Origin of the sequence: Sphingomonas carotinifaciens (assembly GCF_009789535.1) — a bacterium.
GTDB classification, from domain to species: domain Bacteria; phylum Pseudomonadota; class Alphaproteobacteria; order Sphingomonadales; family Sphingomonadaceae; genus Sphingomonas; species Sphingomonas carotinifaciens.
In genome coordinates this window covers 2,821,741-2,844,400 of sequence record NZ_WSUT01000005.1, presented here as the reverse complement: position 1 = coordinate 2,844,400, position 22,660 = coordinate 2,821,741, and the positions used below count along the sequence as shown (strand labels likewise).

The 22,660-nt window shown below is 67.3% G+C and carries 27 protein-coding genes, 2 tRNA genes and 1 riboswitch; of the genes, 18 read left to right on the top strand and 11 right to left on the bottom strand.

What is annotated here, in order from left to right:
• Nucleotides 1–92 precede the first annotated feature (92 nt).
• On the top strand, nucleotides 93–1,166 hold the full coding sequence (locus tag GQR91_RS19905) for a methyl-accepting chemotaxis protein (protein WP_112382779.1): 1,074 nt from the start codon (nucleotides 93–95) through the stop codon (nucleotides 1,164–1,166).
• Nucleotides 1,167–1,168: 2 nt separating this feature from the next.
• Here the strand turns inward: GQR91_RS19905 and GQR91_RS15240 are convergent, their stop codons facing one another.
• The 5 genes from GQR91_RS15240 to GQR91_RS15220 all read right to left on the bottom strand — a co-directional run bounded on the left by GQR91_RS15240 (nucleotide 1,169) and on the right by GQR91_RS15220 (nucleotide 7,673).
• The gene (locus tag GQR91_RS15240; protein WP_205411615.1) at nucleotides 1,169–2,224 is read right to left on the bottom strand and encodes a threonine aldolase family protein; all 1,056 of its coding nucleotides are present in this window, start codon (nucleotides 2,222–2,224) and stop codon (nucleotides 1,169–1,171) included.
• A gap of 41 nt (nucleotides 2,225–2,265) precedes the next feature.
• A riboswitch (SAM-I-IV-variant riboswitch) is annotated at nucleotides 2,266–2,376 on the bottom strand.
• A 42-nt stretch (nucleotides 2,377–2,418) separates the two neighbouring features.
• A complete protein-coding gene (locus GQR91_RS15235) occupies nucleotides 2,419–3,297 on the bottom strand; it encodes an acyl-CoA thioesterase (RefSeq protein ID WP_112382781.1) in 879 nt (292 codons plus the stop codon).
• A gap of 32 nt (nucleotides 3,298–3,329) precedes the next feature.
• Nucleotides 3,330–4,457, bottom strand: coding sequence for an acyl-CoA dehydrogenase family protein (locus tag GQR91_RS15230; protein WP_149683289.1), 1,128 nt, complete (start codon nucleotides 4,455–4,457; stop codon nucleotides 3,330–3,332).
• Between the two features lie 13 nt (nucleotides 4,458–4,470).
• A complete protein-coding gene (locus GQR91_RS15225) occupies nucleotides 4,471–5,655 on the bottom strand; it encodes an acyl-CoA dehydrogenase family protein (RefSeq protein WP_149683288.1) in 1,185 nt (394 codons plus the stop codon).
• Nucleotides 5,652–7,673, bottom strand: coding sequence for a 3-hydroxyacyl-CoA dehydrogenase NAD-binding domain-containing protein (locus tag GQR91_RS15220; RefSeq protein WP_149683287.1), 2,022 nt, complete (start codon nucleotides 7,671–7,673; stop codon nucleotides 5,652–5,654). Before GQR91_RS15220 ends, GQR91_RS15225 begins: the two co-directional genes overlap by 4 nt.
• A gap of 225 nt (nucleotides 7,674–7,898) precedes the next feature.
• On the opposite strand from GQR91_RS15220, the gene GQR91_RS19165 reads away from it, so the two are divergent.
• Entirely contained in the window at nucleotides 7,899–8,075 is a 177-nt protein-coding gene (locus tag GQR91_RS19165) for a hypothetical protein (protein WP_162844001.1), read from the top strand.
• 3 nt (nucleotides 8,076–8,078) lie between these two features.
• Here the strand turns inward: GQR91_RS19165 and GQR91_RS15215 are convergent, their stop codons facing one another.
• Complete coding sequence (locus GQR91_RS15215) at nucleotides 8,079–9,545, bottom strand: FGGY family carbohydrate kinase (RefSeq protein ID WP_149683286.1); 1,467 nt, start codon at nucleotides 9,543–9,545, stop codon at nucleotides 8,079–8,081.
• A 112-nt stretch (nucleotides 9,546–9,657) separates the two neighbouring features.
• Between GQR91_RS15215 and GQR91_RS15210 the strand changes: the two genes are divergently transcribed.
• The 3 genes from GQR91_RS15210 (at nucleotide 9,658) to GQR91_RS15200 (ending at nucleotide 11,130) form a co-directional block, all read left to right on the top strand.
• Entirely contained in the window at nucleotides 9,658–10,833 is a 1,176-nt protein-coding gene (locus GQR91_RS15210; RefSeq protein ID WP_235904150.1) for an AI-2E family transporter, read from the top strand.
• A gap of 58 nt (nucleotides 10,834–10,891) precedes the next feature.
• Nucleotides 10,892–10,968: transfer RNA gene (locus tag GQR91_RS15205), tRNA-Asp, on the top strand.
• Nucleotides 10,969–11,053: 85 nt separating this feature from the next.
• Nucleotides 11,054–11,130: transfer RNA gene (locus tag GQR91_RS15200), tRNA-Asp, on the top strand.
• Between the two features lie 300 nt (nucleotides 11,131–11,430).
• Here the strand turns inward: GQR91_RS15200 and GQR91_RS15195 are convergent.
• From GQR91_RS15195 to GQR91_RS15180, 4 genes are all read right to left on the bottom strand, one after another.
• Nucleotides 11,431–11,634 (bottom strand): DUF2842 domain-containing protein, encoded by a 204-nt coding sequence (locus GQR91_RS15195; RefSeq protein WP_149683284.1) that lies wholly within the window; start codon nucleotides 11,632–11,634, stop codon nucleotides 11,431–11,433.
• Nucleotides 11,631–12,167, bottom strand: coding sequence for a 5-formyltetrahydrofolate cyclo-ligase (locus GQR91_RS15190; protein WP_149683283.1), 537 nt, complete (start codon nucleotides 12,165–12,167; stop codon nucleotides 11,631–11,633). The genes GQR91_RS15195 and GQR91_RS15190 overlap by 4 nt, the downstream gene beginning before the upstream one ends.
• 177 nt (nucleotides 12,168–12,344) lie before the next feature.
• A complete protein-coding gene (locus tag GQR91_RS15185) occupies nucleotides 12,345–12,653 on the bottom strand; it encodes a cell division protein ZapA (protein ID WP_112382789.1) in 309 nt (102 codons plus the stop codon).
• On the bottom strand, nucleotides 12,653–12,847 hold the full coding sequence (locus tag GQR91_RS15180; protein ID WP_112382790.1) for a hypothetical protein: 195 nt from the start codon (nucleotides 12,845–12,847) through the stop codon (nucleotides 12,653–12,655). The genes GQR91_RS15185 and GQR91_RS15180 overlap by 1 nt, the downstream gene beginning before the upstream one ends.
• A gap of 224 nt (nucleotides 12,848–13,071) precedes the next feature.
• Here GQR91_RS15180 and gap point away from each other — a divergent pair, with 224 nt between their 5' ends.
• From gap to thiE, 7 genes are all read left to right on the top strand, one after another.
• The gene (gene gap, locus GQR91_RS15175) at nucleotides 13,072–14,082 is read left to right on the top strand and encodes a type I glyceraldehyde-3-phosphate dehydrogenase (protein WP_149683282.1); all 1,011 of its coding nucleotides are present in this window, start codon (nucleotides 13,072–13,074) and stop codon (nucleotides 14,080–14,082) included.
• A 30-nt stretch (nucleotides 14,083–14,112) separates the two neighbouring features.
• Nucleotides 14,113–14,571, top strand: a complete 459-nt coding sequence (locus GQR91_RS15170; protein ID WP_112382792.1) for an MOSC domain-containing protein — start codon at nucleotides 14,113–14,115, stop codon at nucleotides 14,569–14,571.
• A complete protein-coding gene (locus tag GQR91_RS15165; RefSeq protein WP_149683281.1) occupies nucleotides 14,568–15,758 on the top strand; it encodes a phosphoglycerate kinase in 1,191 nt (396 codons plus the stop codon). The genes GQR91_RS15170 and GQR91_RS15165 overlap by 4 nt, the downstream gene beginning before the upstream one ends.
• A gap of 128 nt (nucleotides 15,759–15,886) precedes the next feature.
• Entirely contained in the window at nucleotides 15,887–16,117 is a 231-nt protein-coding gene (locus tag GQR91_RS15160; RefSeq protein WP_112382794.1) for a ribbon-helix-helix protein, CopG family, read from the top strand.
• The gene (locus GQR91_RS15155) at nucleotides 16,114–16,443 is read left to right on the top strand and encodes a type II toxin-antitoxin system PemK/MazF family toxin (RefSeq protein WP_112382795.1); all 330 of its coding nucleotides are present in this window, start codon (nucleotides 16,114–16,116) and stop codon (nucleotides 16,441–16,443) included. The genes GQR91_RS15160 and GQR91_RS15155 overlap by 4 nt, the downstream gene beginning before the upstream one ends.
• A 38-nt stretch (nucleotides 16,444–16,481) precedes the next feature.
• On the top strand, nucleotides 16,482–17,390 hold the full coding sequence (locus GQR91_RS15150; RefSeq protein ID WP_149683280.1) for a class I fructose-bisphosphate aldolase: 909 nt from the start codon (nucleotides 16,482–16,484) through the stop codon (nucleotides 17,388–17,390).
• 67 nt (nucleotides 17,391–17,457) lie between these two features.
• Entirely contained in the window at nucleotides 17,458–18,147 is a 690-nt protein-coding gene (thiE, locus tag GQR91_RS15145; protein WP_149683279.1) for a thiamine phosphate synthase, read from the top strand.
• A 10-nt stretch (nucleotides 18,148–18,157) separates the two neighbouring features.
• Here the strand turns inward: thiE and GQR91_RS15140 are convergent, their stop codons facing one another.
• A complete protein-coding gene (locus GQR91_RS15140; protein ID WP_149683278.1) occupies nucleotides 18,158–18,346 on the bottom strand; it encodes a hypothetical protein in 189 nt (62 codons plus the stop codon).
• 137 nt (nucleotides 18,347–18,483) lie between these two features.
• On the opposite strand from GQR91_RS15140, the gene GQR91_RS15135 reads away from it, so the two are divergent.
• From GQR91_RS15135 to GQR91_RS15110, 6 genes are all read left to right on the top strand, one after another.
• Nucleotides 18,484–19,065, top strand: a complete 582-nt coding sequence (locus GQR91_RS15135) for a M23 family metallopeptidase (protein ID WP_235904146.1) — start codon at nucleotides 18,484–18,486, stop codon at nucleotides 19,063–19,065.
• Between the two features lie 56 nt (nucleotides 19,066–19,121).
• Complete coding sequence (gene efp, locus GQR91_RS15130; RefSeq protein ID WP_112382798.1) at nucleotides 19,122–19,685, top strand: elongation factor P; 564 nt, start codon at nucleotides 19,122–19,124, stop codon at nucleotides 19,683–19,685.
• A 94-nt stretch (nucleotides 19,686–19,779) separates the two neighbouring features.
• Nucleotides 19,780–20,592, top strand: coding sequence for an inositol monophosphatase family protein (locus GQR91_RS15125; RefSeq protein ID WP_112382799.1), 813 nt, complete (start codon nucleotides 19,780–19,782; stop codon nucleotides 20,590–20,592).
• 299 nt (nucleotides 20,593–20,891) lie between these two features.
• Nucleotides 20,892–21,266 (top strand): NADH-quinone oxidoreductase subunit A, encoded by a 375-nt coding sequence (gene ndhC / locus GQR91_RS15120; protein ID WP_112382800.1) that lies wholly within the window; start codon nucleotides 20,892–20,894, stop codon nucleotides 21,264–21,266.
• The gene (locus tag GQR91_RS15115) at nucleotides 21,236–21,823 is read left to right on the top strand and encodes a NuoB/complex I 20 kDa subunit family protein (RefSeq protein WP_235904145.1); all 588 of its coding nucleotides are present in this window, start codon (nucleotides 21,236–21,238) and stop codon (nucleotides 21,821–21,823) included. The genes ndhC and GQR91_RS15115 overlap by 31 nt, the downstream gene beginning before the upstream one ends.
• The gene (locus tag GQR91_RS15110; RefSeq protein ID WP_112382801.1) at nucleotides 21,820–22,656 is read left to right on the top strand and encodes an NADH-quinone oxidoreductase subunit C; all 837 of its coding nucleotides are present in this window, start codon (nucleotides 21,820–21,822) and stop codon (nucleotides 22,654–22,656) included. The genes GQR91_RS15115 and GQR91_RS15110 overlap by 4 nt, the downstream gene beginning before the upstream one ends.
• Nucleotides 22,657–22,660: the final 4 nt, after the last annotated feature.

Here is a 22,660-nt window from a genome sequence, read left to right as displayed (position 1 = left end):
ACGGCACCGGCATGGTCCGACATCGATCCATGTTTGGTGGAATAGTTGCCGGGTTAAGATTGGCTTAGCGGTATCCGGTGCAGACGGGGACCATGGCACAACGGCTTTCCGACGAGATTACCAGCAGCGCATTGCGGGAAGGCGCCTTGTGGACGGCGATCGATCGGTCGCAGTTGCTGGTGGAGTTCGAGCTGGATGGCCGTGTGGCATGGGCGAACGCCAATTTCCTGAAGGCGACGGGGTATCGGCTGGCCGAGATCGTCGGCCAGCATCACCGGCTGTTCTGTCCGCCCGATTTCGCCGCCTCCCCCGAATATGACGCATTCTGGCGCGCGCTGGCAAAGGGGTGCTTTCAGGCCGGGCAGCATCGCCGGCTGGGGCGGGACGGTCGCGCCTTGTGGGTGGAGGCGACGTACAACCCGATCTGCGACGCCGCAGGGGTGCCGCAAAAGGTGCTGAAGATCGCCACCGACGTGACCGGGCAGCGCCGCGCCGCCGCCGCGGCCGAGGGCATGTTGAGCGCCATCGACCGGTCGCAGGCGGTGATCGAGTTCGACCTGACCGGCCGCATTCTGCACGCCAACGCGATCTTCTCCGACCTGTTCGGATATGGCGTCGAACAACTGGTGGGGCAGCATCACCGCCTGTTCTGCGACAGCGGCTATGGCGCCTCGCTGGAATATCATGATTTCTGGCAGGCGCTGGGCAAGGGGCATTTCGCGTCCGGCCGGTTCCAGCGGCGCGGCGCGGACGGCCGGCCGATCTGGATCCAGGCGACCTACACCCCGATCCTGGATGCGGACCGTCAGCCGTGGAAGGTGGTGAAGTTCGCCACCGATATCTCCGCACAGGTCAAGCTGGAGCAGGAGGTGGCGGCGCGGCTGGACGAGAGCCAGCGGTTCCGGGGCGAGGCGGATGCGCGCCGCGCGGACGTGGAGCATGTGCTGGACGAGCTGACCCGCGTGGTGGACAGCATCGCTGGCATCGCCAGCCAGACCAACATGCTGGCCCTGAACGCGACGATCGAGGCGGCGCGGGCCGGTGACGCCGGGCGCGGCTTCGGCATCGTCGCCGGCGAGGTGAAGAAACTGGCCAACGACACGCGCGCCGCGACCCATGCGGCGCGCGCGATGCTGGCGGACACGGCGGCGTTCGCCACCCGCTGAGATCAAGCGGGAACGAGGTCCTCCGCCAGGGCGGCGGCGCGAATGTCGGCGATCAGCGCCTCCACCCGGTCCGGATCGGCATCCCAGGCGAACATGAACCGGGCGCCGCCGCCGATAAAGGTGTAGAAGCGCCATCCCCGCTCCCGCAGGCCCGCGAGCACGGATTCGGGCGCCTGGAGGAACACCGCGTTCGCCTCCACCGGGAACATCAGCCCGATGCCGGGCAGGTCGGCAACCCGCTGTGCCACGCGCTGCGCGCAGGCATTGGCGTGGGCGGCATTGCGGACCCAGGCACCGCTGTCGAGCAGGCCGACCCAGGGGGCGGCGAGGAAGCGCATCTTGGACGCAAGCTGGCCCGCCTGCTTGCAGCGATAATCGAAATCCTGCGCCAGCGCGCGATCGAAGAACAGGATCGCCTCGCCCACGCCCATGCCGTTCTTGGTGCCGCCGAAGCACAGCACGTCGACCCCGGCCTGCCATGTCATCGCCGCGGGCGAGCAACCGAGCGTGGCGCAGGCGTTGGCGAAGCGGGCGCCGTCCATGTGAAGGCGCAGGCCCAATTCGCGGCAGGTGGCGGACAGCGCCTCGATCTCGGCGATGGTGTAGACCTGGCCGGTCTCGGTCGGCTGGGTGATGGTGACGGCGCGCGTCTTGGGAAAGTGGATGTCGGAGCGGCTGGTGGCGAGCGCACGCACCGCCTGAGGCGTCAGCTTGCCGTCGGCGGTCTGCGCGACGAGCAGCTTGGAGCCGTTGGAGAAGAATTCGGGCGCGCCGCACTCGTCGGTTTCGACATGGGCGGACGAGGAGCAGATGACGCTGTGATAGGACTGGCAGAGCGCGGCGAGCGCCAGCGAATTGGCGGCGGTGCCGTTGAAGGCGAAGAAGACCTCGCAATCGGTGTCGAACAGGCGACGGAACGCATCGGCAGCGGCATCCGTCCAGGGATCGTCGCCATAGGCGGGGGCATGGCCGCGGTTCGCCTGCGCCATCGCATCCCAAGCCTCCGGACAGATGCCGGCGTAATTGTCGCTCGCGAATTGCTGGGCAGTGTGGGGCACGCGTAGGGTTCCTGTCTTGCAGAGACGGAACGACGCAATGGGAAGGGCCCGAGGTTTGCCAGTCGGCCACATCCCCCCATCCGCGGATGGGGGCACCACCTTGCCCGGGAGCAGGTTGGTGCCGGGCGTCGGCCCGACTCTTGATGTTGTGGCGGGGCGGGTAGCAAAGGATTGTGGGCAGAGCAAGGGGCGCGTCAGGTGCGCTGACGGATCAGGCCTTCCTGCGCGACGCTGGCGACGAGGCGACCGTCGGCGGCAAAGATGGTGCCGCGGTTGAAACCGCGTGCGTGGCCAGCCCAGGGGCTGTCAGTGACATAGAGCAGCCATTCGTCGGCCCGGAACGGCTCGTGCAGCCACAGCGCATGGTCGAGGCTGGCGGTCTGGATCGAGGGCGTCAGCCAGTGGACACCGTGGGGCAGCATGGCGGTGCCGAGCAGCGCCATGTCCGACGCATAGGCGAGGATCGCGCGGTGCATCGCGTCGTCGGCGTCGATGGGCGCGACGAGGCGGAACCAGATGGCCTGTCTGGGGGCATGCTTTTCCGGCGACATCCAGTCGTGCGGATAGACCGGGCGCATCTCTATCGGGCGTTCGCGCAGCAGCAGGCGGCGGAGCTTTTCGGGAATGGCGTCGGCGGTGTCGCGGCGCAGTTCCGCCTCGCTGCGCAGGGATTCCGGGGGCGGCACCTCGGGCATCATGTCCTGATGCACCAGGCCGTCCTCGGGCATCTGGAACGAGCATGCCATGTTGAGGATCGGCCGGCCGCGCTGCATGGCGATCACCCGGCGGGTGGCGAAGCTGCGCCCCTCGAAATCGCGGACGACGCGGTAGATGATCGGGAAATCCTCGTCGCCGGGCCGCATGAAATAGGCGTGGAGCGAATGGGCGACCTTGGGCGCGTCGGTGGCGCGCTGTGCCGCCTGCAAGGCCTGCGCGATGACCTGTCCGCCAAAGACGCGGCCGACCCCGCCGGGCTGGCGACGGCCGCGATAGAGGTCGGTATCCAGTTCCTCGACGTCGAGCAGGTCGACTAGGTCTTGCGCAAGGCGGCGGGGATCGGTGGTATCATCCATCACCGACCGTGATGGCGTGCTTTCCGTAGACGTCAATAGCCCGATGCGACGGCCAGCCGGTCGGCATGATAATTGGCATCGCCGAAGAACTCCGCGAGAACGCGCGCGCGCTTCATGAAGAAGCCGATGTCATATTCGTCCGTCATGCCGATGCCGCCGTGCATCTGGATGCCCTCCTGTACGGCGAGCGTGGCGGCGAGGCCGGACATCGCCTTGGCGACCGACACCGCTTCGTCCGCTGCCGCATCGCCCGCGTCGAGCAGTTGCTGCGCCTTCAGCACCGCGGCGCGCGCCACCTCCATCTCGCTATACAGGTGCGCGGCGCGGTGTTGCAGTGCCTGGAAGCTGCCGATCGGTTGGCCGAACTGGCGGCGTTCCTTGAGATAGCCGACCGTGCGGTCCATCGCGCCGGCGCCGACGCCCAGCAGCTCCGCCGCGGCGCCGGTACGGCCGGCGGCGAGCAGGCGGGCGAGGGGGACGGCGCCGGCATCGACCTCTCCGACGACGGCATCGGCGTCGACCTCCACGCCGTCGAAGACGAGATCGGCGGCAAGGCCGGCATCGGCGAGCCGGTGGGCGTCCGCGGACAGACCGGCACGGTCGCGATCGAGCAGGAAGAGGGTGAGGCCCGCCTGTTCGCCGGGTGCGCCTGCGGTGCGGGCGGCGACGAGGATCAGGTCGGCGATGTGACCGTGCGTGACGAAGCGCTTGGTACCCGACAGGCGAAAGCCATTGCCCGCGCGTTCGGCGCGCAGGGCGATATGATCGCGATGCTTGGGCCCTTCGTCGATGGCGAGCGCGGCGACAGTGTCGCCCGAGACGATGCCGGGAAAGACGTTTGCGGCATGAGGCGTATCGCTCAACGCGGCGACGGCCGCTACTGCGGTGGACAGGAACGGGGACGGAGAAAGGTTGCGGCCGATCTCCTCCAGCACCACCCCCGCCTCGACATGGCCGAGGCCGAGGCCACCTTGTGCCTCGGGAATGAGGATGCCGGTAAAGCCCAGCTCGGCGAACTGCTTCCAAAGGTCGCGCGAGAAGCCGGTCGGGTCGTTGGCATCGCGCAAGCCGCGCAGATGCGACGGCGGCGCGGCATCGCCGATGAAGTCGCGCGCGGTGTCGCGCAGCATCGACTGTTCTTCGTTCAGGAACAGGGGCATGGGGGTAAACTCCTCAGGCGCCGGGCAGGTCGAGGATGCGCTTGGCGATGATGTTGAGCTGGATCTCGCTGGTGCCGCCCTCGATCGAATTGGCCTTGGTGCGCAGCCAGGCGCGGGGCTTCGCGCCGCCGTGCGAGCGTTCGCTCTCCCATTCCAGCGCGGCCGATCCGCCTGCTGCCATGACGAGTTCGTGGCGCGCCTTGTTCAGCTCGGTGCCGTAATATTTCATCATCGATGGTTGCGCCGGATGCGCCTGGCCGGCCTTCAGCTCGTCCATGAACCGCTCGCTCATGGCGGCAAAGGCGCGGGCGCGAATGTCGAACAGTGCGATCTGGCCGCGGAGCAGCGGATCGGCAAGGCGACCCGCTTCGTCCCGGCCGATCGCCTTCAGCGCGCCGTCGATCAGCGCGGTCTCGCCGCGCGCGCCCAGCCCCATGCCCGAGATCATCTCGCGCTCATGGCCGAGCAGATATTTGGCGACGTCCCAACCCTTGTTCTCGTGGTGGACGCGGTTGGCCTTGGGGACCTTCACGCCATCGAAAAATGTTTCGCAAAAGGGCGAATAGCCGCTGATCAGCAGGATCGGCCGGGTCGAGACGCCGGGGGATGCCATGTCGAACAGGACGAAGCTGATCCCGCCCTGCTTGCTCTCCTTCGCGGTGCGGACGAGACAGAAGATCCAGTCGGCCTTGTCGGCGTAGGACGTCCAGACCTTTTGCCCCGAGACGACATAATGATCGCCGGCATCCTCCGCCCAAGTGGCGAGCGAGGCGAGGTCGGAGCCGGCATTGGGTTCGGAATAGCCCTGGCACCAGCGGATTTCACCGCGCGCGATCTTTGGCAGGTGGTCGAGCTTCTGTTCCTCGGTGCCGTATTCGAGCAGCGCGGGGCCGAGCATCGAGATGCCGAAGGAATAAAGCGGGGAGCGGGCGCCAAGCGTGCGCATCTCCTCCCGCAGGATCTTGGCCTCTGCCGGCGACAGGCCGCCGCCGCCGTAAGCGCGCGGCCAGTCGGGCACTGTCCAGCCGCGCGCCGCCATGCGGTCGAGCCAATCCTTCTGCGCCGGCGAGGAGGGCTGGAAACGGCGGCCGCCCCAGCAGATGTCCGCGTCGGAGCGGACCGGCTCGCGCATTTCGGGCGGGCAGTTTTCCTCCAGCCAAGCGCGGGTTTCGGCGCGAAAGGTGGCGAGGTCGCTCATTTGATGCTGCCCTGGCGCAAGCTGTTCGCGACGGGAAAGCCGTGCTTGTCGAGGCCGGCGACGATCTTGTCATAGCCCTCGGCCTTTGCCCAGAACATCGGGCCCCCGCGATAGACCGGCCAGCCATAGCCGTAGATCCACACCACATCGATGTCGGACGCGCGCTGCGCCTTGCCTTCCTCCAGGATCAGTGCGCCCTCGTTGACCATGGTGTAGAGGGTGCGCTCGACGATTTCCTCGTCGCTGATCTGGCGTTGCGGGGTTTGCGTCTTCAGGCGCCATTCGTCGAGGATCTCGGCGACGCGCGGGCTGGACCGGGGCGTGCGCTTCTCGTCATAATCGTAGAAGCCGGCCTGTTTCTTCTGGCCCCAGCGCCCTTCCACGGCGAGCTGGTCGCGGACGCTTTCGATGCGGGCCGGATCGCGGTGCCAGCCGATGTCGACGCCGGCGAGGTCGGCCATCTGGAACGGGCCCATCGGCATGCCGAATTCGACATGGACGCGGTCGATCTGTTCGGGGCTGGCGCCTTCGAGCAGGAGGGCGTTGGCCTCGGTCTGGCGCGGTATCAGCATACGGTTGCCGATAAAGCCATAGGTGACGCCGGCGACCACCGCGACCTTCCGGATCTTCTTGGCAAGCGCCATGACGGTGGCGAGGACGTCGCCCGCCGTCTTTGCGCCCCGGACCACTTCCAGCAATTTCATGACGTTGGCGGGGGAGAAGAAATGCATGCCCACCACGTCCTGCGGCCGGGCGGTGCAGGCGGCGATGGCGTCGATATCGAGATAGGAGGTGTTCGACGCCAGGATCGCGCCGGGCTTGGCGATGGCATCGAGGCGGGTGAAGATATCCTGCTTCACCTCCATATTCTCATAGACGGCCTCGATGACGAGATCGGGGGTGCCGAGCGCGTCGAATTCGAGGGTCGGGGTCAGCAGCGCCATGGCGCGTTCGACCTGTTCGGGCGTCATCCGGCCCTTGGCCGCGGTCGCCTCGTAATTGCGGCGGATAACGGCAACGCCGCGGTCGAGCGCCTCGGCACTGGTTTCCACGATGGTGACGGGCAGGCCGGCGGACAGGAAATTCATGGCGATGCCGCCGCCCATCGTGCCGGCACCGATGATGCCGACATGATCCACGGGGCGGAGCGCGGTTTCGGCGGGCACGTCGTCGATGCGGGCGGCCTGTCGCTCGGCGAAGAACAGATGGCGCTGCGCGGCGGACTGGTTGCCCGTCATCAGGCGCATGAATTCGGAACGCTCGAACGCGACGCCCTCCGGGTAGCCGGTCTCGCTGGCCTTGACGACGCAGGCGATGTTGGCGGCCGGCGCCTCGAAACCGCGGAAGCGGCGGGCATTGGCCTTGGTGAAGGCGGCGACGGCGTCCGGGTCGGGGGCAAGCGCACGCTGCGACGCGCGGGGAATGGGGCGCTTGGCCCTGATCTCCCGGGCGAAGGCGAGCGCGTCTTCGGCCAGGCTGTCCTCGCCGACGATGCGGTCGATCAGGCCGGCATCGAGCGCGGTGCGCGCGGAAACCGGATCGCCCTTGGCCGTCATTTCCAGGGCCAGCGGAATGCCCGCGACCCGGGGCAGGCGCTGCGTGCCGCCGGCACCGGGGAGCAGGCCCAGCTTCACCTCGGGCGTGCCGAGCTTGGCGGAGGGCGCGGCGACGCGATAGTGGCAGGCAAGCGCCACCTCGCACCCGCCGCCCAGAGCGGTGCCGTGGATCGCGGCGACGATCGGCTTGTCCGACGCCTCGATCATGTCGACCAGCATGGGGAGCAGCGGTGCCTGCATCGGCTTGCCGAATTCGGTGATGTCGGCGCCGGCAAAGAAGGTGCGGCCGTCGCAGCGGATCACCATCGCGGTGATCGACGCATCGGCGACACCCTGCTTCACCGCCGCCTCCAGCCCCTGTCGGACAGCGGCGCCCAGCGCGTTCACCGGTGGGTTGTCGGAGACGATGACGAGGATGTCGTCATGTCGTTCGGTGCGGATGGGGGAGGCGGTGGTGGTCATCGAACACTCTCCTGGTCGATGGCGGCGGCGTCGTGCGCCATACCATGCTTTCTAATCTGAATGGGTGTATCGCGCCGTATCTGCGGCGGCGCAAGCGCATTATCGTGCCGTGCGGCCGAACCCGATCTTCAACATGATGTTGGAAGTAATCGCTTAACGCTTTGTGTGTTTGTGTTGGCGTACAAGCGCGTTAGCCTTGGGCGGCGGACTTCAGGGAGATCGGTGATGGACGGTGCGAGCGATGACCAGGGTTCGGAACGTGCGGAGCTGCATTTTCTGGCGGCGCTGACCGACGAACTGATGCGCCACCTGATGGACGCGGGCGTGCTGAGCCGTGCGCAGTTGCAGGCGATCGAGAATGCGGTGGCCGAGCGCACGGGCAGCGTGCCGCGCGCCTGGTAGCGGCTAGGCGCCGGTGACACGGCGAACGGCGTCCGCCCAGCCGGAAAGACGCGCGGCGCGGGTCGACGCGTCCAGCGAGGGGCGGAAGGCGGTGGTGGCTCCGCGCATCGCCGCGGCCTCCTCCAGTGAACTGAACAGGCCGATGCCAACGCCGGCGAGCATTGCGGCGCCAAGCGCGGTCGTCTCCGCAAAGTGCGGCCGTTCGACCTCCAGCGCGAGCATGTCGGCCAGATCCTGCGCCATCCAGTCATTGGCGACCATGCCCCCGTCGATGCGCAGGCGGCGCCAGTCCTGACCGTCGGCGGCGAAGGCGGTTTTAAGGTCGTGCGCCTGATGCGCCATCGCCTCCAGCGCGGCACGCACGACATGCGCCTTGTTCGAGGCGAAGCTGAGCCCGGAAATGGCGGCGCGCGCGTCCGGCTCCCACCAGGGGGCGCCGAGGCCGCTGAGCGCGGGAACGAGATAGACACCGGCGCTGTCCGGCACGCTGCGGGCGAGCGCGTCGGTTTCGGCGGCGTCGCGGATCAGGCTGAGCGAATCGCGCAGCCACTGGATCAGGCTGCCGGCGACGAACACCGATCCTTCCAGCGCATAGGTGCGCATGCCGCCGACCTGCCACGCGATGGTGGATAGCAGGCGATGGCCGGAGGTGCAGGCGCGGGTGCCGGTGACCGACAGGATGAAGGCACCGGTGCCGAAGGTCGCCTTGGTCTCGCCGGGCTTGAGGCAGGACTGGCCGATGGTGGCGGCCTGCTGGTCGCCGGCAAGCCCGGTGATCGGGATGGCGCCGCCAAAGGCGCTGGTGGTGCCGAAGCGGCCGGCGCAGTCGGTGATCTCGGGCAGCGCGGACAGCGGCACGTCGAACAACGCTGCCAGGTCGTCGTCCCAGCCGCCGCCGGGGGCGGTGTTCATCAGCGCGGTGCGGCTGGCGTTGCTGGCGTCGGTGATGTGGAGGCCACCGGTCAGTTTCCAGACCAGCCAGCTTTCCACGGTGCCGATCGCCAGCCGGTTGCCGGCTTCGGCCAGTTGCGGCCAGTGACGCAGCGCCCAGCCGATCTTGGAGGCGGAGAAATAGGGATCGAGGATCAGGCCGGAGCGCGCCTGGACGAGCGGTTCGTGGCCATGCTCGCGCAACTGGCGGCATTCGGCGGCGGTGCGGCGATCCTGCCAGACGATGGCGGGGGCGAGCGGCTCGCCGGTCGCCTTGTCCCAGAACACCACGGTTTCGCGCTGGTTGGCGATGCCGATCGCGGCGATCCGGTCCGCCCCGCCGGCCTGCGCGACCATCGCGGCGGTGACGTTGAGCGAGCGGCGCCAGATTTCGGCGGCGTCGTGCTCGACCCAGCCGGGTCGGGAATAATGCTGGGTCAGGGCCGACGCCTCGCTGGCGACGCAGCGGCCCTCGGCGGTGAACAGCATCGCGCGGGTGGAGGTGGTGCCCTCGTCCAGGACCAGAAGATATTCACGCATCGGCGGTACGCTAGCCGGGATTACTTGGACCAGGAAAGGCGCTAGACCAGATATCATGCAAGACACCGATCCCGATCAGCCGGCGGATGCCGCGCCGCCCCCGACGCTTCCCATGGGGGACAGTATCCTGGGCGTTCCGAGCGGCGTCGACGCGGAGGATGCGGTGCGGATCGCGATGCGGCGCGACCGGCTGCTCGCCGCGCTGACCCTGACCGCGGGGGTGGGGCTGGTGCTGGCGCTGCCCTTTGCGTTGAAGGAAGGGGCGGAGTTCTTCCTGCCGCTGACCACCGCACTGGTGATCGCGGTGGCGCTGGTGCCGGTTCTGGAATGGCTGGAGCGGCGGCGGGTGCCGTCGCCGCTGGCGTCGATCCTGTGCGTGCTGATCTTCCTGATCGTCGCCAATGTCGCGCTGGCCGCGATCGTGGTGCCGGCGACCGACTTCTTCCGGCTGCTGCCGAGCCGGCTGGGGCGCATCCAGGACAATCTGGCGCCGCTGCTCGACCTGTATTCCAACCTGGAACGCTATGTGAACCGCGCGCTGCGGCAGGTGGCGTCGACGCCGGTGCGATCGCCCTCGACCCCGGCGGTGGCGCCGCCGTCTTCCATTCTGGAACTGGCGGCGACGTCGGCGCCGACGGTGATCGTGCAGTTCCTGTTCGGGGTGCTGGTGGTGTTCTTCTTCCTGTCGGGGTGGACGCGGATGCGCCAGCAGACGATCACCGGGCGGACGAGCTTCGATGGGGCGATGGCGACGGCGCGGGTGATCCAGGACGTGGTGGACGACGTGTCGGCCTATCTGGGGACGATCACGATCATCAACCTGGCGCTGGGCGGGGCGGTGGCCGGGGTGCTGGCGCTCTACGGCATGCCCTATCCGCTGATGTGGGGCGGCATCGTCGCGCTGTTGAACTACATCCCCTATTTCGGGCCGGTGATCGGCGCGATCCTGCTGGCGCTGGGCGGGCTGATGACCTTTGGCGACATCTGGACCGCGCTGGTGCCGCCGGCGATCATGTACGGCATGCACCTGGTGGAGGCGAACGCGATCACGCCGTTCGTGGTGGGCCACCGGCTGACGATCAATCCGATCCTGATCCTGATCTCGCTGAGCTTCTGGGGATGGGTGTGGGGCACGATCGGCGCGCTGCTGGCGGTGCCGCTGCTCATCATCATCCAGACCGTCATCAAGGCGGCGGGCAAGCCCGATATCGCCGGTTTCCTGTTCGAGCACGGCACGCTGGTCCAGCAGCAGCAGGACCGCCGCAAGCCGGCCGCGAAAGAGCCGTGAAAAAGAGGCGTTGACACCCGTCGGGTGCTCGCCTAGTTGGCGCGCCTCGACGCTTTCAGCGGGTGTAGCTCAGTTGGTTAGAGCGCCGGCCTGTCACGCCGGAGGTCGCGGGTTCGAGCCCCGTCACTCGCGCCATTTCCCCTTCTCGGGGCGGTGGTCAAGGAATGTCGAAATCCCTGTGGATCGCACGATCTCGCGCTTGTGCGACATCGGACGCTTAGCGGGTGTAGCTCAGTTGGTTAGAGCGCCGGCCTGTCACGCCGGAGGTCGCGGGTTCGAGCCCCGTCACTCGCGCCATCCCTTTCATGGGACGGCGTATCCACCGCCTCGTGGGATGCGAGGATTTTATTCTCCCCGGTGATGTTGAAAACTTAGGTGCGGCTTTGGTCGGGCGCCTGTTGATTTTTGTTCGCGCGAAGGCGCGAAGGCGCGAAGAAGATTTTGTTCGCGTGGAGACGTGGAGACGTGGAGACGCATAGGGACGCGCGAGCCGAAGGCTCATGGATCGAGCATCGATCGTTGCTTGTCTTCCGGTCGTGGACGTCGCGGGAGGGTTCGGCAGACGCGCATTCTTCGCGTCTTCGCGTGAACCAGAATCTATCGCCGCCCGCCTTCCATCCAGCGAAGGAGCGGCTTCATCGGTGTGATCCAGACGATGCCGGTGACGAGATAAAACACCAATTGCAGCGTCCAGTGCCAGCGGCCGACCGTGGCGGACAGGCTGGTGATCAGGATCGCCCAGGCGGCGATGATCGCGAGGATCAGGAGCATGCCTGCGGGTTTGCGCCAACTGGGGTTCATGGGACGATCCAATCGAGTTCGGTGGCGATCGCGTGCAGCGGGATGTCCCAGGCGTCGGGCGCGAGGGCATCGACCTGTTGCACGCTCCAGGCGATGCCGATGCGGCGGGCATCGGGAAATTCGGCGAAGGCGCGGTCATAGTGGCCGGCGCCTTGGCCCAGCCGGTTGCCCCGCGCGTCAAAGGCGACGAGGGGAGTGAGGATGATATCCGGCGTGGCGGGCGGTGCTGCGGGCAAGGGCTGGCGCAGGCCGAAGGGGCCGGTGACGAGCGGCGCGATGCCGTCCCAGTTGAGGAAACGCAGCGGCGTGGCGCGATCGATGACATGGGGCAGCGCCACGGCGAGCCCGGCCTTGCGCGCCGCGTCGGTGAAGGGCGCGGGATCGGCCTCCGCGCCGACCGGCATGTAGCTGGCGATCGTGCGGGCACCTTGCAGCATCGCCAGAAAGGCGGCGGGAACGGGCAGGGCACGGACGCGATCATGCCCGTCGCGAACCGCCCGCATGCGGGCGCGCAGGGCGCGTTTATCGGTCATGAAAGGCGGGTGGCGGGACCGCCATGGCCGTTTGCCGGAATATCCACTGACGCCCAGTACGTCAGGTGGGGACCATGTGCGTCGGGCCAGGGCCCGGGCAGGGACAGCCCCCTTGGATGATGAATAGCCTCAGGGATGATTGAGGCTCGTACCGGGCAGAACCCGCCGGACACGGACTTAGGCGCTCGGACCGGTTTGCTCAAGGGCATTGGCGAGACTTTCCAGCCGATCGGCGATGCGATCGAGCGTCGCCTCGCTGATCGCGGCGCCCGCCGGGGGCTGGCGCTCGACGGCTTCGAGGTCGTCGGCGAGCATCAGGGCGACGAACAGCATCGCGCGTTCGCCGTGCTGGCCGCCGGCAGCGCGCAGCGCCGCGGTCCAGCGCTGATCGAGAACCTGCCCCAGCGTGCGCAGCCGCGCCTCTTCGCCATCGCGGCATTGCACGGTGTGCGGGCGGCCGCCGATGCTGAGCGTGACCTGTGCCATCAGTTCTGCGCCCCGCGCGCAATGACCTCATCGAGCGCGTGCACCGCCTCCGCCATGCGCTCCTTGAGCGCGGCGTGGCGCTCGGCCAGCGCAGCAGCACTGTCCAGCCGCGCCTCGATCGCGGATTCGATGCGCGCGATGGCGGCGTCGATACGGTCCACGGCGGTGGCGGGCGGTGCGGTCGGCTCTGGCATGATCCGGACTTAGGCGGCGGCCGGGGTTGCGGCAAGCGGGAAGCAGTGCACCGCCCATGTTGCCGGCGAAGGCCGCGCAACGGTTGACAGCAGGCGGCGCGGCTCCGAAAGGCAGTGCCGAACGCTTAAGCGCGTGCAGTGCAGCGATGTACCGTGACGGGCGGGCGTGATGATCGCCGGGGTGCTCCCGGTGATTTGACAGACATTTGTAGGAGATTGCTGGCATGACGGTCAAGGTTGCAATCAACGGCTTCGGCCGCATCGGTCGTCTGGTCGCCCGCGCCATTCTGGAGCGTGGCGCAGGCGAACTGGAGCTGGTCGCGATCAACGACCTGGCAGACGCCAAGTCGAACGCCTGGCTGTTCAGCCGCGACAGCGTGCACGGCAAGTATCCGGGCGAGGTCCATGCCGAGGGCAACGACATCGTGATCGACGGCAAGCACATCCGCGTGACCGCCGAGCGCGATCCGGCCAACCTGCCGCACAAGGAACTGGGCGTCGACCTGGTGCTGGAGTGCACCGGCTTCTTCACGGACAAGGCATCGTGCCAGAAGCATCTGGATGCCGGCGCCAAGAAGGTGCTGATCTCGGCACCCGGCAAGGGCGTGGACCTGACCGTCGTGTACGGCGTGAACCATGACAAGCTGGAGGCCGGTCACACGATCGTGTCGAACGCGTCGTGCACCACCAACTGCCTGGCACCGGTGGCCAAGGTGCTGAACGATGCGATCGGCATCGAGCGCGGCCTGATGACCACGGTGCATGCCTATACCAACGACCAGAAGATCCTCGACCAGATCCACCCGGACCTGCGCCGCGCGCGCGCCGCGGCGATGTCGATGATCCCGACCACCACGGGTGCCGCCCGCGCGGTCGGCGAGGTCCTGCCCGAGCTGAAGGGCAAGCTGGACGGCTCGGCGATCCGCGTGCCGGTGCCCGATGTCAGCCTGGTCGACCTGACCTTCACGCCCAAGCGCGACACCACCAAGGACGAGGTGAACGCGATCCTGAAGGCCGCCGCGGACGAGGGCCCGCTGAAGGGTGTGCTGGTCTTCTCGGACGAGCCGCTGGTCTCGATCGACCTGATGCACTCGCCGCAATCCTCGACCGTCGACAGCCTGGAGACGGCGGTGATCGACGGCAAGCTGGTGCGCGTGGTCAGCTGGTACGACAATGAATGGGGCTTCTCCAACCGCATGGTCGACACCGCGACCGCCATGGCGAAGTTCCTCTGAGCCGAGCGTGATTGGAAGGATGGGGCGGGCATGACGGGTACGCTTGCAGGCATCGCACGGCGTGCCCGCCCCAAGGCACCGATGGAGGTGCTGACCAGCGCGGCGGTGACGCTGGATGGCGGGGTCGAGGGCGATTGGCGGGGCCAGGTAAAGCCCGGCGGCCGCGGCCGGCGGCAGGTGTCGCTGATCGAGCGGCGCGACTGGCTGGCGGCGATGGCCGAGCTGGGCACCGACCTGCCCTGGCAGGAGCGGCGTGCGAACCTGCTGGTCGATGATTTCGACCTGCCGCAGGTGCCGGGGACGCGGTTGCGCATCGGCCCGGTGCTGCTGGAAATCACGGTGGAATGCGATCCGTGCATCCGGATGGAGGCGGTGGCGCCCGGGCTGGAGGCGGCGTTGACCCCGGACTGGCGCGGCGGCGCGCTGGCGCGCGTGATCGAGGGCGGAACGATCGCTGTCGGCGATCAGATCAGGATCGAGGAAGCATGACCAAGGCATTCAAGACGCTCGACGATATCGGCGAACTCCACGGCAGGCGCGTGCTGGTGCGCGAGGACCTGAACGTGCCGATGGCGGACGGACAGGTGACCGACGACACCCGGCTGCGCGCAACGATCGCGACCGTCACCGAACTGGCGGACAAGGGCGCGATCGTGTTGATCCTGGCGCATTTCGGCCGGCCCAAGGGCGTGCCGAACCCGGAGATGTCGCTGGCGATGCTGGCGCGGCCCTATGGCGCAGTGCTGGGGCGCGAAGTGCGCTACATCGACTGGGAAGGAGACGAGGCGGCGGTGGCCACGATGCAGCCGGGCGACATCGCGATCCTGGAGAACACCCGTTTCTTCGGCGGCGAGGAAAAGAACGATCCGGCGGTGGTCGAGCGGTTCGCAAAGCTCGGCGACCTGTACGTCAACGATGCCTTTTCCGCCGCGCACCGGGCGCATGCTTCGACCGAGGGGCTGGCGCGGGTGTTGCCCGCCTATGCGGGTCGCGCGATGGAGGCCGAACTCGACGCGCTGGAAAAGGCGCTGGGCGCGCCCGAGCATCCGGTGGCGGCGGTGGTCGGCGGGGCCAAGGTTTCGACCAAACTGGCGGTGCTGAAGCATCTGGTCGGCAAGGTCGATCACCTGATCATCGGTGGCGGCATGGCCAATACCTTTCTGGCGGCGCGCGGCGTCGACGTGGGCAAGTCGCTGTGCGAACACGACCTGACCGATACGGCCGAAGAGATTCTGGAGGCGGCGGACCGGGCGAACTGCACCGTCCACCTGCCGTACGACGTGGTGGTCGCCACCGAATTCAAGCCGAACCCCGCGACGCGGACGGTGAACGTCCATGAAGTGGCCGCGGACGAGATGATCCTCGACCTGGGGCCGAACGCGGTGGAAGCGCTGGGCGACGTGCTGAAGAATTGCCGGACGCTGGTGTGGAACGGGCCGCTGGGTGCGTTCGAAACGCCGCCCTTCGACACCGCCACCGTCAGCCTGGCCAAGACCGCCGCGGCGCTGACGCAGGATGGCAGCCTCGTCTCCGTCGCCGGCGGCGGGGATACGGTGGCCGCGCTGAACCAGGCGGGCGTGGGGGACAAGTTCACCTTCGTCTCGACCGCGGGCGGTGCGTTCCTGGAATGGATGGAAGGCCGCGAACTGCCGGGGGTGGCCGCGCTTCGCGCCTGAACACCCTCAAAAGGTTAGACATTCGGACGCCGCGGGGGCTTACGGGCCGCCGCGGCGTTTTTCGTCATGGTGCATTGCAATGCACGGCCAAGCGGCGTAGGTTAAACGCGTTAAACGGAGAGTGATGGATGCTCGGCGTCCGGTTGGATACGGAACTGGAAGAACGGCTGGCGGCCGTTGCGCGCACGCAGGGGCGCAGCAAGAGCGACATCGCGCGCGAGGCGGTGCGGCGCTATGTCGACCTGCACGACGAAGCGTATCGCCGGGAGGCACGCCGTCAGTCCGAGCGCGCGTCGCGGCGGGACAAGGCCGAGGATTTCGCGCTGTGGAACGCGATGGCGGCCGAGGACGCGGCATGAAGATCAGCCACGGCGCGATCGTGCTGGCAGGCACCGGCGAGGAGGGCGGCGATCACCGCCCGTTCCTGGTCGTCCAGTCCGACCTGTACAACGAGACGCACAACACCATCACCCTGTGCCCGATGACCAGCGTGGTGGGGGGCGAGGCGCTGTTCCGCGTCGCCTTCTCCCCGCGCGAGCATACCGGCCTCACCGTCGAGTGCGAGGTGCAGTGCGACAAGATCCTGTCGGTGCCGCGCGGGCGCATCGTCAAGGTGCTGGGCCATGCCTCGCCCACGCGGATGGAGCAGGTGGACCAGGCGCTGCGGCGCTGGCTGATGCTCTGAACCCGATCCTTTCACGTCACCTTCCTCAGGAGAGTTCGATGACCCCGATCGTCAAGGCCATATTGGACAAGTACGAAGGCACCAATCCGGCGGTGAAGGCCAATCTGGCCCGCATCCTGATGCAGGGACGGCTGGGCGGCACCGGCAAGCTGATCATCCTGCCGGTCGATCAGGGGTTCGAGCATGGGCCGGCGCGCTCCTTTGCGGTCAACCCCGACGCCTACGATCCGCATTACCATTTCCAGCTGGCGATCGATGCCGGCCTGTCGGCCTATGCCGCGCCGCTGGGCATGCTGGAGGCGGGGGCGGAAACCTTTGCCGGGCAGATCCCGACCATCCTGAAGATCAACAGCTCCAACAGCTGGGCCACCTCGATCAACCAGGCGGTGACGGGTAGCGTCGAGGACGCGGTGCGGCTGGGCTGCGCGGCGATCGGCTTCACCATCTATCCCGGGTCGGACGGCATCTTCGATGCGATGGACCAGATCGCCATCCTGTCGGCACAGGCCAAGGAGGCGGGCCTCGCCACCGTGATCTGGAGCTATCCGCGCGGCGGCAAGCTGTCCAAGGACGGTGAGCTGGCGCTCGACGTCGGGGCCTATGCCGCGCACATGGCGGCGCTGCTGGGTGCGCACATCATCAAGGTGAAGCTGCCCTCCGCCCATATCGAGCAGCCGGAGGCGCAAAAGGTGTATGAGGGCACCGACTGGTCCAACCAGGCGGACCGCGTGCGCCATGTGGTGCAGGCGAGCTTTGCCGGGCGCCGGATCGTGGTGTTCTCGGGCGGCGCGGCCAAGGGCGCGGACGCGGTCTATCAGGATGCCCGCGATATTCTGGCCGGTGGCGGCAATGGTTCGATCATCGGGCGCAACACCTTCCAGCGGCCGCGGGCCGATGCGGTGGCGATGCTCGACAAGCTGGTCGCGATCTACAAGGGCGAGGCATGAGCCATCTTCCCCTCCCGCTTGCGGGAGGGGAGTTGTTGCGCGCCGGTTGCGCGACTAGGAGCGGGGCATGACGCTTGAAGACGATCCGCTTGGCCCGCTCGACCCCGATTTCGCCGCCGCGTTCACGCGCGACGTGCGGCGCCCGCCGTGCCAGCTCTACCTGATCTCGCCGCTGGAGGTGGGGGGCGACTTTCCCGACCGGCTGGCGCGCGCGCTGGACGCCGGGCCGGTGGCGGCGTTCCAGTTCCGGGTCAAGGACATGGACCAGCATGTCGCGGCCAAGCTGGCCGAGCCGTTGCAGCGGCTGTGCGCCGATCGCGAGGTCGCCTTTATCGTCAACGATTCGATCAGCCTAGCCAAGCGGCTCGGGGCGGACGGCGTGCATCTGGGGCAGGATGACGGCGACCCGCGCGAGGCGCGCGACGTGTTGGGGCCGTCGGTGCAGATCGGCGTGACCTGTCATGACAGCCGCCATCTGGCGATGGAGGCGGGCGAGCGCGGTGCGGATTATGTCGCGTTCGGCAGCTTCTATCCGACTACGACCAAGGCCGTGAAGCATCAGGCGGAACCGGTGCTGCTATCCTGGTGGTCGACGGTGTTCGAATTGCCGGCGGTGGCGATCGGGGGAATCACCCCGGACAACGCCGCGCCGCTGATCCGGGCGGGTGTCGACTTCATCGCGACCTGTGGCGCGGTGTGGAACGGCGACGAGGCTGCGGCAGTGCGTGCCTTTTCCGAGGTGCTGGACGCCAGATAAGCCGCGGAACTCATTGCGGATCGGAAACAAGCAGCAGGCGCCGCGTTTTCCCATCGATCTGGGCGATGTGTGTGTGGAGCGTGTGATGCGGAAGCTGGGTATGGCGATGGCGGGTGGTATCGCCGCCGCGATAGTAGCCGTCGCGACCGGGCCGGCGCCGGCACAATCGCGTGCCGATGATGGTACGCAGCCGCATCATGGTCCGACAACGGCTCTTCATGTGGCGGCGAGCGGCGACACAGGGACGCGCTGATCCGGATGTGCCGTGTCGGGCCTGGGCGCCATCGTTGCGGATGATGAGAATGCGCGCTGGCGTGATGTGCCGGACGTGATGCGGTGACGCGGCTCGGTTGGGGTATTCTGGCGCTGATCCTGCTCGTGGCTGGCGCCTTTGCGTCGATGCTATCGTTCGGGCCGTCTCCGGCGCCTGTGCCGACCCCGCGGGTTTCGGCCCCGGCAGTCGAGGTGGCGGCGAAGGGCTTGCGCGTGCCGGTGCGCGGTGCCTCCATAGCGGCACTGCGCGACAATTGGGGCGAGGCGCGGGCCGGTGGATCGCGCGAACATCATGCCATCGACATTATGGCGGCGAGGGGAACGCCGGTGCTCGCGACCGCGCCGGGCACCATCGAGAAGCTGTTCGACAGCCATGACGGCGGGCACACCATCTACCAGCGCAGCGCCGACGGCGGCACCGTCTATTATTACGCGCATCTGGCAGGATATCGGCCGGGATTGCACGAAGGGCAGGTGGTACGCGGCGGCGAGGCGATCGGCTTTGTCGGGGCGACGGGCAATGCCGATCCCGGCGCACCCCACCTGCATTTCGAGATCAAGCGGATGGCGCCGGGCGAGCGCTGGTGGCAGGGCGCGAACGTCAACCCATACCCGCTGCTTGCCGAACCGGACGCCAATCGCTAGATCGCGCGACACCGGGCGTAGCGACGCCCTTCGCTCTTTCCAGCAGGTTGAACCCCATGAAGATCAGCGGCGTGGACATTCGTCCCGGCAACATCATCGAGTATGAAGGCGGCATCTGGCGCGCGGTGAAGATCCAGCATACGCAGCCCGGCAAGGGTGGCGCCTATATGCAGGTCGAGTTGAAAAACCTGCGCGACGGCCGCAAGAACAATGTCCGCTTCCGCTCGGCCGAGACGGTGGAGCGCGTCCGCCTCGACACCAAGGACTTCCAGTTCCTGTTTGCCGACGGCGATAGCCTGGTCTTCATGGACAAGGACACCTACGACCAGGTCTCGCTGCCGCGCGATCTGCTGGGCGATGCCGCCGCGTTCCTGCAGGACGGCATGGACGTGGTGATGGAACTCTATGACGAAGAGCCGATCAGCGTGCAGTTGCCCGACACGATCGAGGCGACCATCGTCGAGGCGGACGCGGTGGTGAAGGGGCAGACGGCCTCGTCGTCCTACAAGCCCGCGATGCTCGACAATGGCGTGCGCGTGATGGTGCCGCCGCACATCGCGGCCGGCACACGCATCGTGGTCGACGTGTACGAGCAGACCTACGTCCGCCGCGCGGATTGATCCAAACCCCTTCGCCCCGGCTGCATCGACGCGGCCGGGGCGACAAGAACAGGCTCCGCTCGCGCCATCGTGAACGGAGAGAAAGAACAGAGCCATGCCCTCCCATTCCGGTCTTCTCACCATCATGGAGCGTGCGGTGCGCAAGGCCGCGCCGCGGCTGCGTCGCGACTTCAACGAGGTCCAGCACCTGCAGGTCAGCCGCAAGGGGCCTGCCGACTTCGTGTCGATGGCTGACAAGCGTGCCGAGGAAACCATCTTCGAGGAATTGCGCAAGTCGCGGCCCGACTGGGGTTTCCTGATGGAAGAGGGCGGCGAGATCGCGGGCGACCCGACCAAGCCGCGCTTCATCGTCGATCCGCTGGATGGCACCTCCAACTTCCTGCACGGCATCCCGCATTTCTGCATTTCGATCGCGGTCGAGGAGCCGCTGGCGAATGGCAAGCGCGAGGTGACGACGGGCCTGATCTACCAGCCGCTGACCGACGAAAGCTTCTGGGCGGAAAAGGGCCGTGGTGCGTGGTTGCAGGGCGGACGCCTGCGTGTGTCGTCGCGCCGCGACATGTCCGAAGCGCTGATCGCGACCGGCATTCCGTTCCTGGGGCATGGCGACTTCGTCGAATGGAGCCGCATTTTCGGTGCGGTGGCACCGGAAGTGGCGGGCATTCGCCGGTTCGGTTCGGCCGCGCTCGACCTCGCCTGGGTGGCGGCGGGCCGGTATGACGGGTTCTGGGAATCCGGGCTGAAGCCGTGGGACGGGGCGGCGGGCATGCTGCTGGTCAAGGAAGCCGGCGGCTTCGTCACCGACTTTCGCGGCACCGATCGCTCGATCGAACGCGGCGAGTATCTGGCGGGCAACGAGGCGCTGCACTCGCGGCTGCACAAGCTGGTCGCGAACGCTTTGCGCTGAGCGGCCTTCCTCTTCCCGTTGGGGGGGGGTGGGGGTAGACCAGCAGTGCTGCGCTGCTTGGCGGCCCCTCACCTTCCCATCGCTTCGCGATGGGCCCCTCCAGCATCAGGTCGTCCATGCTCCCGGCATCGACTAAACAGCGTGGGGCGCTGTTTACCTGATGCTCCCCGAGGGGGAGAGGGAATAGGGTGCTAAGCCACCCGTTAAGTTGCGATTCATTCTCACAGGCTCCGCCGCTTGCCCCTCGGGTGGCATCGGCTTAAAGCGCCTTCATCCATTCCGCACCCGCGAGAGAAGCCTTGGTCGATCTGTCGCAATATCTGCCGATCCTGTTGTTCCTGGGCGTTGCCCTGGTCCTGTCGAGTGCGTTCGTGTTCCTGCCGATGGTCGTCGGCCGGCTGACGGGCGCGCACAAACCGAATGAGCAGAAGCTCGCCGAGTATGAATGCGGCTTCCCCGCATTCGAGGACCCGCGCTCCCAGTTCGACGTTCGTTTTTATCTCGTTGCCATCCTGTTCATCATCTTCGATTTGGAGGCGGCGTTCCTATATCCTTGGGCAGTAAGCGTTTTCAGCCTCGGCTGGACCGCGTGGATCTCGATGATGATCTTCATCGGCGAGCTCGGCCTCGGGCTTGTATATGCATGGAAGAAGGGAGCGTTGGATTGGGAGTAATTCCTCACTCCGGTCCGGTCGAACTCAAGGTTCCGGCCAGCGGGCAGGGCGTCGTCCCGCCCGATCAGGGCTTTTTCGACAGCCTCAACGGTGAGTTGACCGACAAGGGTTTCCTGGTCACCTCGACCGAGGAGTTGTTTCAGTGGGCGCGTACGGGCTCGCTGTGGTGGATGACGTTCGGCCTCGCCTGCTGCGCGGTCGAGATGATCCACGTCAACATGCCGCGCTACGACCTGGAGCGGTTCGGTGCCGCGCCGCGCGCGTCGCCGCGTCAGTCGGACGTGATGATCGTCGCGGGCACGCTGTGCAACAAGATGGCCCCGGCGCTCCGCCGCGTCTACGATCAGATGTCGGAGCCGAAATACGTCATCTCGATGGGTAGCTGCGCCAATGGCGGCGGTTATTACCATTACAGCTATTCGGTGGTCCGTGGCTGCGACCGCGTGGTGCCGGTGGACATCTACGTCCCCGGGTGCCCGCCGACCGCAGAGGCGCTGCTCTATGGCATCATGCAGTTGCAGCGGAAGATCCGCCGTTCGGGGAGCATCGAACGGTGAGGGCGCCTGCACCCCGTTTCGCCAGCAATGACGGCGTGATCGACGCGGCCCGTGCCGCGCTCGGGCCGTGGCTGCTGGACGCGCGCGACCATGCGGGCGAGGTGGCGCTGGTCGTCGACCGCGTGAACGTGGTCAACGCGCTGGCGGCGCTGCGCGATACGCGCGGTCTGGAATATCAGCAGCTGATGGAAATCGCGGGCGTCGACTATCCCGAACGCGCGGAGCGTTTCGAGGTGGTCTATTGCCTGTTGTCGCTGACCCGCAACCACCGCCTGCACGTCCATGTCTCGACCGACGACGCCAAGCCGGTGCCGTCGGTGACGGGGCTGTGGCCGGTTGCCGGCTGGCTGGAGCGCGAGGTGTATGACCTGTACGGCGTGCTGTTCGAGGGCAATGCCGACCTGCGCCGCATCCTGACCGACTATGGCTTCCGCGGCCATCCGCTGCGCAAGGACTTCCCGCTGACGGGCTATACCGAGGTCCGGTACTCCGAGGAGGAGAAGCGGGTGGTGTACGAGCCGGTCAGTCTGGCGCAGGATTTCCGCACCTTCGACTTCATGAGCCCATGGGAAGGCGCGGAATATGTGCTGCCGGGCGACGAGAAGGGTACGCAGCCCCAGGCCAAGGGCGCACAGACCCCGGCAAATGCCGAGGCGGTGAAGAAGGCGGATGCCCCGCCGGCCCCCAATGCCGATCCCAAGGCCCGCGATACCAAGACGACGGAAAGTCCGGCGCAGACGGGTGCCGGGCAGCCGCATCCGGGCAACAAGCCCGAGCATAAGCCCGAGGAGTCGGACGTCCCGACGGCCAAGGGCGGAGGACAGAACCAGTGAGCGA

Coding starts and splice junctions, on each gene's coding strand:
- GQR91_RS19905 (WP_112382779.1), top strand. CDS start 93: ATGGCACAACGGCTTTCCGACGAGATTACCAGCAGCGCATTGCGGGAA.
- GQR91_RS15235 (WP_112382781.1), bottom strand. CDS start 3,297: ATGGATGATACCACCGATCCCCGCCGCCTTGCGCAAGACCTAGTCGAC.
- GQR91_RS15230 (WP_149683289.1), bottom strand. CDS start 4,457: ATGCCCCTGTTCCTGAACGAAGAACAGTCGATGCTGCGCGACACCGCG.
- GQR91_RS15225 (WP_149683288.1), bottom strand. CDS start 5,655: ATGAGCGACCTCGCCACCTTTCGCGCCGAAACCCGCGCTTGGCTGGAG.
- GQR91_RS15220 (WP_149683287.1), bottom strand. CDS start 7,673: ATGACCACCACCGCCTCCCCCATCCGCACCGAACGACATGACGACATC.
- GQR91_RS19165 (WP_162844001.1), top strand. CDS start 7,899: ATGGACGGTGCGAGCGATGACCAGGGTTCGGAACGTGCGGAGCTGCAT.
- GQR91_RS15215 (WP_149683286.1), bottom strand. CDS start 9,545: ATGCGTGAATATCTTCTGGTCCTGGACGAGGGCACCACCTCCACCCGC.
- GQR91_RS15210 (WP_235904150.1), top strand. CDS start 9,658: ATGGGGGACAGTATCCTGGGCGTTCCGAGCGGCGTCGACGCGGAGGAT.
- GQR91_RS15195 (WP_149683284.1), bottom strand. CDS start 11,634: ATGAACCCCAGTTGGCGCAAACCCGCAGGCATGCTCCTGATCCTCGCG.
- GQR91_RS15190 (WP_149683283.1), bottom strand. CDS start 12,167: ATGACCGATAAACGCGCCCTGCGCGCCCGCATGCGGGCGGTTCGCGAC.
- GQR91_RS15185 (WP_112382789.1), bottom strand. CDS start 12,653: ATGGCACAGGTCACGCTCAGCATCGGCGGCCGCCCGCACACCGTGCAA.
- GQR91_RS15180 (WP_112382790.1), bottom strand. CDS start 12,847: ATGCCAGAGCCGACCGCACCGCCCGCCACCGCCGTGGACCGTATCGAC.
- gap (WP_149683282.1), top strand. CDS start 13,072: ATGACGGTCAAGGTTGCAATCAACGGCTTCGGCCGCATCGGTCGTCTG.
- GQR91_RS15170 (WP_112382792.1), top strand. CDS start 14,113: ATGACGGGTACGCTTGCAGGCATCGCACGGCGTGCCCGCCCCAAGGCA.
- GQR91_RS15165 (WP_149683281.1), top strand. CDS start 14,568: ATGACCAAGGCATTCAAGACGCTCGACGATATCGGCGAACTCCACGGC.
- GQR91_RS15160 (WP_112382794.1), top strand. CDS start 15,887: ATGCTCGGCGTCCGGTTGGATACGGAACTGGAAGAACGGCTGGCGGCC.
- GQR91_RS15155 (WP_112382795.1), top strand. CDS start 16,114: ATGAAGATCAGCCACGGCGCGATCGTGCTGGCAGGCACCGGCGAGGAG.
- GQR91_RS15150 (WP_149683280.1), top strand. CDS start 16,482: ATGACCCCGATCGTCAAGGCCATATTGGACAAGTACGAAGGCACCAAT.
- thiE (WP_149683279.1), top strand. CDS start 17,458: ATGACGCTTGAAGACGATCCGCTTGGCCCGCTCGACCCCGATTTCGCC.
- GQR91_RS15140 (WP_149683278.1), bottom strand. CDS start 18,346: ATGATGCGGCTGCGTACCATCATCGGCACGCGATTGTGCCGGCGCCGG.
- efp (WP_112382798.1), top strand. CDS start 19,122: ATGAAGATCAGCGGCGTGGACATTCGTCCCGGCAACATCATCGAGTAT.
- GQR91_RS15125 (WP_112382799.1), top strand. CDS start 19,780: ATGCCCTCCCATTCCGGTCTTCTCACCATCATGGAGCGTGCGGTGCGC.
- GQR91_RS15115 (WP_235904145.1), top strand. CDS start 21,236: ATGGAAGAAGGGAGCGTTGGATTGGGAGTAATTCCTCACTCCGGTCCG.